This is a genomic window from Allocoleopsis sp. (assembly GCF_036703385.1).
Classification (GTDB): Bacteria; Cyanobacteriota; Cyanobacteriia; order Cyanobacteriales; family Coleofasciculaceae; genus Allocoleopsis.
Map to the genome: position 1 here is coordinate 1 of NZ_DATNPA010000175.1, position 6,852 is coordinate 6,852.

Genomic DNA, 6,852 nt, shown 5'->3' on the forward strand with positions numbered 1-6,852 from the left:
CGGCAAGTGATGGAGGTTTGAGGGCCAATGGAGGCTATACAGATGTTTTGCAATCGAGATTGGGCTGTGGGAAACTCTTGGGAATCTTCCGGCAGCGATTTCTCTAGGAGTTGAACAAAGTGCTTGACTGTTTTGGAACTGGCAAAGGTGATAATATCTACCTCTTGTTGTTGCAGAGCTTCTAGGGCGGCTGGAGCCATTTGAGCAGGGCACCCCGACTCATAGGCCGCAACTTCTGTTACTTCTGCACCTTGAGCTGTAATCTCCTTCACCAAGACATCTCTTCCCCCACTTTCCACACGGGGAAACAATACACTTTTACCCTCTAGGGGTTCCGGGAAGTGTTCGACAAGGGAATCTGCCACAAAGTTTGGCGGAATAAAGTCAGGCTCCAATCCGTGTGCTTTCAGACTCGCGGCTGTTTTTTTGCCCACCACAGCAATTTGGAGTGCGCCTAAGGCACGCTTGTTTTTTCGTTGGGCGTGCAGTCGTTCAAAGAAGTACTCGACGCCATTGCTAGAGGTGAGAATTAACCAATCAAAGTTATAGAGTTGAGCGATCGCTTGATCCAACTCGTCCCAACTGGACGGCGGAGTGATAACCAATGCAGGCATTTCAATCACCTGAGCTCCTTCTTGTTGCAGAAGGTTGCTAAATTGGCTAGACTGCCCAGCCGAACGGGTAACTAATACGGTTTTACCCGTGAGTGGTAACGATGGAGTGAGGGTTGAAGGTTGCACGTTATCGAGTTGAAGGTTAACAGGTTGTAAGTTTTCTGGAGAAGGTTCAACTGGCAACGGATTAACGTTCAGTGCTTCCGAAATTTCAACGTTGAGTTGTTCAATTGTCAAGTCTAGTGACTCTTCATCGGGTAATGTGTCAACGTTCAATTCGGATAAAGGTTTAACGTCCCACTTTGCTACATTTAACACGGGTGACTCTTCAACAGGCAATGTGTCATCATTCAGTTCGGATGAAGGTTCGACGTTCCACTGTTCCAGTTTTAATACGGGTAACTCTTCAACGGGCAACGTGTCAACGTTCAATTCGGGTAAAGGTTTAACGCCCCACTGTTCCACGCTCAACTCTTCACCGCTAACGGCTTCCGGAGAGGAGGGCACTTCTGGTTCACTGGGCGATGGTTGCGTAGCGAACTGCCTTTGGCATCGCAAATAGTCCCGTAGCCCCACGACTTCACCAATCACAATTACTGTAGGTGAGAGAGAGATACCCTTTGTTTGCTTAACGATATCCTTTAAGGTGCCGACCCAAACCTGTTGTTCGGGGCGTCCACAATCACGAATCACGGCAATAGGTGAAGAATGCGATCGCCCATAGCGTTGCAGTTGTTTGACAATAACCTCCAGCTGACGCCCGCCCATCAAAATCACCAACGTCTCAAGCCGCGCCAATGCCTCCCAGTCCAACTCATCGGGTTCATGGGCACTCACAACAGCAAAGCCTCGGCTGAGAACGGTATCGGTTAAGGGAATTCCAGCAAGTAACGGTGCCGCTAGGGCTGAAGAAATTCCCGGCACCACTTCAAACGGACAGTTGGCTTCCTGCAATGCCAAAATTTCTGAGGTGGCGCGACCAAAAATAAACGGATCGCCGCTTTTGAGCCTCACAACCTGTTTGCCTTGCCGACACTGTTCTACCATCAACTGGTTAATCTCTGATTGCGGTGCACTGGGGCGTCCACCCCGCTTCCCCATATCAAATTTAATGCAGTTGGGGCGCACTAACGTTAACAACCGCTCATCGACTAAGGCATCGTAGATGAGTACCTCGGCTTGTTCAAGCAACTGCTGTGCCCTAATCGTGAGATATTCGATATTTCCCGGCCCTGCACCTACCAGGTAAACTTTGCCCATTTGCGGTAAACCCTTCGTGTCGCGTCATACAGACTCAAGCTTTCCTGATTTTACGCCCCAGCCGCCAGCTCTAGCCAATGAGCAAATCAAGCGGTTCTCCAAGACTGATTGCGATCGCTGACCATTGCAACGGTATCTACTTTATTAGTATTTCAGCTAACGGCATAGTCGGTAAACTGTCGCATGAAGGGCGAATGAAACCCAAGCACAATATCTTCTTTGGGAACACCGAGGTTGACTAACTCTTGGGCTAGATCGATTTCGGTCATGTTGTGCTGAATCCAGATTTTGCCATTTTTGATATCAATGTGGATAGTACAGCCATAGATGCAGCGATACCCGTCCCAACCCATGTTGACAATTTGATAGTGGTCGTTTTCGGTATCACAAACAAATTGCCGCTCGATTGTTTTGTTCAGGGACTTATAGCTGGCATATTCTGTTAGGAGTTGTTTGATATAGCCTCGGTATTGTTCTACTCGATCCATTGCGCGATCGCCTCCAAGTCTGGATTATAAACTACAATAATGCTTATTCCTCAACTTGAAACCGAGCGCCTAATCTTACGCGCATTTGACGAAAAAGACCTGGATGCTTACGCCCAAATGTGTGCCGATCACGAAGTGATGCGTTATATCGGCAATGGGCAGACCTTATCCCGCTTTGAGGCTTGGCGGAATATGGCGATGATGCTGGGTCACTGGCAGCTACGGGGCTACGGAATGTGGGCTGTCGAGGAACGTCACACTGGTGTCATGATGGGTCGCATCGGCTGCTGGCAACCGGAGGGCTGGCTCGGATTTGAAATTGGCTGGACGTTACGACGGGCTTACTGGGGCTGTGGCTATGCGACGGAGGGGGCAAAAGCGGCGATGGCTCATGCTTTTGATGAGTTGCAGCAATCCCATGTAATCAGTCTGATTCGTCCAGAGAATTCTAGTTCAAGGCGGGTTGCCGAGAAGTTAGGGGAGAAACTTGTTGGGACGACAGAAATCTTTGGCTTGGAAGCGGTCATTTACAAAATTAGTAGAGAAGATTGGCAAACCAGCGCTTAAAAAGGTTAGTACTACCCAGGTTGGCTTGCCTAGGGCGTGTCTTCAAACCGGGAGATCCCCCTAAATCCCCCTTTTTAAGGGGGACTTTGAGTTGATTCTCCCCCCTTTTTAAGGGGGGCTGGGGGGGATCTTCTTCGCAAGACACAGGTAAATTTAGAGTTTGAAAACACGCCCTAGTGTTCCGGCCAGATGAGCAACAGAGGTATCAATTGTCAGTACAATATCGAGCTGTGCGATCGCTGCCGCCGTAGCGGTAAAATCCACAAGCTGGGGACTCAAGTCTTGTACATGGATATTAGCAGGTATAGTTGCCAAGTCCTGCAATCGCGTCTGAATCGCTGTTCATCTCAAGTATGAAGTATAAATTATGAACACGGATTAGAGTATGAAACCTTCACCAGAAGGCATCGGTAGCAATTAAGGCGATGGGAGTTCAAAACTCCTTCCAACTTGATGAAGTAGGAAGAATTTTTCATTCTTCCTACTTCAGCCTTCAATGTTTATAATAAACAGGCAGCGGGAAAGATTAAATATTCTATGAAAAAGAGTTTCCAAATGAATTGATAAAACTGCGCGATCGCGATTTTATCTTGCAAGTCTACGCTCCAACTCCGCCACCACAAGATACCGAGTAACCCTAGATGGCTAACACCCAAAAACACCGGATTAACGGAAGCCGGTAGCCAAAATATTCCGGCAACGAGCATCCCTAGGTAACACACCGTTATCACCCAACGAGCTAGATTAAACACCGCTTGCTGACCCAGTTCAATTGTAAATGTGGTGATGTTGTACTGCTTGTCGCCTTCCATATCGGGGATATCCTTGAAGATAGCGATCGCAAACGTAAATACCACAATAAACAGCGTCAGCGCCCACACGGGTGCAGGCGGAAACGGAACCGCCTCAGATAAACAGTCACTAAAGTGCAAAAACAGCCCTAAATTAACAATGGCTCCCCGCACTGAAAAAATACACAGTGCCGCCCAAAAGGGAAATCGCTTCAACCGGATTGGCGGGAGGGAATACGCTGTTCCAATCGCTAAACTAACGCTCACCATCAAGAACAACCAAATTCCTAGCCACCCTGCCAATAGCAGCGCTAGGATACCCGTGACAGCGACAATGAGCTGAGCTTGTCGCCGCGAGAACTCGCCGGCAGCAATGGGAAGATGGGGTTTATTAATCAGGTCAATTTCCACATCCTCCAATTGGTTGAGTCCGACAATATAGACATTGCCGCACAAGCAAGACAGCAACGCTCCCAGCAGTTGCTCTATACTCTGTATGGTGACATGGCTGCTAGTGGTTGCCACGGTAATCAGATACAAAGCCAAAACGCTTAGGCTGGTGCCAACAATCGTGTGAGGGCGTGAAAATTTCCAAAAGGCATAGAGCCACTCACTGGGTTGTTCAAGCGGTTTGATTTGGGAAGGGGTAGATGTTTGAGGATAAATCTGGGTCATTCTGACAGATAATAGGCTATAAACCAGAAATATCTTACCGTGCTATAGCAACCCGATAGGAGTTATGAGGTTATTGTAGCTACATGTGTAGCGGTCAGCCTACAACCACAGAGCGCACAGAGTAAACACAATAATCGAGAAATTGATGAATGATTTCGGATGGCTCTAACAGCCTTAAATCCTTATTGTCTCTCGAGGGTTACTTGCCAGGTGTCTAATGTTGTGCCGAGAGTCTGATCTAATCTCGTTAAAGCATTGAGATAGTTGATTATTGCATTAAGCCCTACATTTCTGGCTTGGACTAAATCATCCTGAAGCCTGACCAACTCAAAAACGGTAATATTTCTTCCTAATCTCTGTTTCTCTCGTGCAATCTCTAGTTGTCTTTCAGAGGATTCGGTCACTTTTTTAGCCATTTCGACTTGAGAAAAGCTTAAATTAACATCCCTAATTCTATCCATGAGTTGAATCTCTAAATTTTCACGCTGTTCCTCTAGAGTGTTTTCGGCTTTGAGTTGGTTGACCAAGCTGCGCTGGAAATCTCTCTCTGCGGTGAAATCATCGAATTGACGGCTCAATGCTAATCCAATCCTGAGATCGCTTGTATCGTTTGAGGCATAACCGTAGCTAGTATTTAGGTTTAAGTCCCATAGTCGGTTATTTTGGGTTTCTAACAATCCCAGCTTAGTTCTTTCTAGGTCTAACTGAGCCTTTAAGTAATCCGGCTGATTTTCAAACGCTAATTGCCTGAGCTTGTCTGGGTTCAAAGAAATAGCAGGTGCTGTAAGAGGGTCGGCGGCTACAATTACAGTGGTTGGCTCAATATCAACAATATTAAGTAACGCTAATCTAGCTGCCTCAAGATTATTTTCAGCTTCTATCAGGCTGACTTGTCTTCTTGCCACCTCTGTTTCATTTTGAACGATATCAACGGGGGCTAGTCTACCTGCCTCAATTAATACTTGGTTATTAGCTAATGATTCTTGTGCCCGTTTAAGAGAAAGCTGAGCAATTTTTAGGCGCTCCTGTGCCCGAATTAATTCACGATAGGCGATGATTGCTTCTGTAATCGTATTGCTCAGGGTAGATTTTAAATCCAGGATATTAACCTGTTCCGTGAGCCGAGCAATATCAATTGAAGCTCTATTGACGTTAACGCTGTATCCCCTTAACAGAGGTTGGTTAAAACTAAGCTGTAGATTTTGACTAAAAGGGTCATCATTGATATTAAGATTAAGAACATTTTGAGATAGCGTTTGACCGTTTGTTGCCCACCGAAAACTCAGCTCGCCTCCCGAAGGAACTTTTACTGAAACAGTTGCCCCAAGCCCTAAGTCGGCATCGGTTGTAACTCGATTCGAGCCAAACTGAGCAATGGATATTGATACCGTGGGGGTGAGATTGGGGGTAAATTTATCTTCGGCTACGCGTTGCTCTTGTCTTTGAGCAATCCGTTCGAGGTAGGCATTCTTAATAGGTCTGTTGTTCTCTAAAGCCAGAATGACAATATCCGAGAGAGTCACTCTAATCTCCCGTCGCTCCGAAGTAGGTTTCGGTTGATTGGGTGTCAATTGACTGTCAAGGATTGGCTCAGCTCGTCGTCTTTCGGGTATTTGAGCTTGATTTATTTCTTGGCGTTGGGTGTTCTCCTGTCGCCGATTACTGTGGCATAGGAGTCGGTAGAGAGCTAAAGGGGTGTTCTTGGAATTTGGGGAAGGAGTGATTAGCCTAACGGGATGCTCTGCGCTAAGAGTACTCCGCTTTGCTGGTGTTCCTAGTGCAATCGGTTTATGGCTTTGCTTGGGAATGTGAGTCAGAGGTTGTGACGATGTTGGTTGAACGATTGGCAATTGGAAGGTTGTCTTGAAGCTAGCAGATGATTTAGAAACTTGCGGAGGTTTAAAAGCGAGAGTAAACGTCCAAGCTGTACCGAGAATAGCGATGAAAATACCAACTACTGTCGGAATCAAGATGCTGATGCGGGGAAACAACAGATAATCTCGTGGGTTGGGACGTTTAGAGTCTGGGTACGGAGCCTGTGGCATGTTACGGTATTTCGGTAAATGGATCTGATTGGCAAGCCTACATCAAACCGATGCATCGTTGATTAGGGTTGCGCCTGAGAACCACAACATCCACTCTGATCCAATACTGCTCGGATAAGAGCGATTAATCACTGCGCAGCGCTTTCACCGGATCGATTTGGCTAGCGCGAACAGCAGGGAGAAAGTCAGCACCCACACCGACTAGTCAGGGTGAACTTAAGGACAAGGCAGCAATATTGCTCTGAAATGCATAGGGTAACTTGAAGGTTTTAGCCACCACCACTGTTAATCCATGTACAGTCGCGATCGCAGAAATGCCCCCTACTAGGCTCAACAGTGCCGCTTCTAGAATGAATTGCGGTCAGGGGTTAGCTTTATAACTCAAGAACGGAGACGCTCTTGCTCTAAGTCG

6 protein-coding genes and 1 pseudogene are annotated in these 6,852 nt (G+C 47.0%); 1 reads left to right on the forward strand and 6 read right to left on the reverse strand.

The genetic code is table 11. The annotated features are described in order from the left end of the window. Positions 1–1,874 (reverse strand): uroporphyrinogen-III C-methyltransferase (gene cobA, locus V6C93_RS08805; protein ID WP_333476282.1); only part of this gene is annotated, 1,874 nt, incomplete at its 3' end. Between the two features lie 152 nt (positions 1,875–2,026). Beyond that, a complete protein-coding gene (locus V6C93_RS08810; protein WP_333476283.1) occupies positions 2,027–2,362 on the reverse strand; it encodes a XisI protein in 336 nt (111 codons plus the stop codon). Between the two features lie 39 nt (positions 2,363–2,401). Here V6C93_RS08810 and V6C93_RS08815 point away from each other — a divergent pair, with 39 nt between their 5' ends. Continuing rightward, entirely contained in the window at positions 2,402–2,929 is a 528-nt protein-coding gene (locus V6C93_RS08815; protein WP_333476284.1) for a GNAT family N-acetyltransferase, read from the forward strand. 153 nt (positions 2,930–3,082) lie between these two features. On the opposite strand, the gene V6C93_RS08820 is transcribed toward V6C93_RS08815, so the two are convergent. The 4 genes and pseudogenes from V6C93_RS08820 to V6C93_RS38140 form a co-directional block, all read right to left on the reverse strand. Further along, the gene (locus V6C93_RS08820; RefSeq protein ID WP_333476285.1) at positions 3,083–3,244 is read right to left on the reverse strand and encodes a hypothetical protein; all 162 of its coding nucleotides are present in this window, start codon (positions 3,242–3,244) and stop codon (positions 3,083–3,085) included. A gap of 185 nt (positions 3,245–3,429) precedes the next feature. Beyond that, positions 3,430–4,395, reverse strand: a complete 966-nt coding sequence (locus tag V6C93_RS08825; RefSeq protein ID WP_333476286.1) for a homogentisate phytyltransferase — start codon at positions 4,393–4,395, stop codon at positions 3,430–3,432. Between the two features lie 182 nt (positions 4,396–4,577). Beyond that, positions 4,578–6,440 carry a TolC family protein gene (locus V6C93_RS08830; protein WP_333476287.1) on the reverse strand — a complete coding sequence of 621 codons (1,863 nt, stop codon included), beginning with the start codon at positions 6,438–6,440 and terminating at the stop codon, positions 4,578–4,580. 124 nt (positions 6,441–6,564) lie between these two features. Further along, positions 6,565–6,798 (reverse strand): annotated as a pseudogene (locus V6C93_RS38140) (ABC transporter permease); the annotation flags it as partial. Positions 6,799–6,852: the final 54 nt, after the last annotated feature.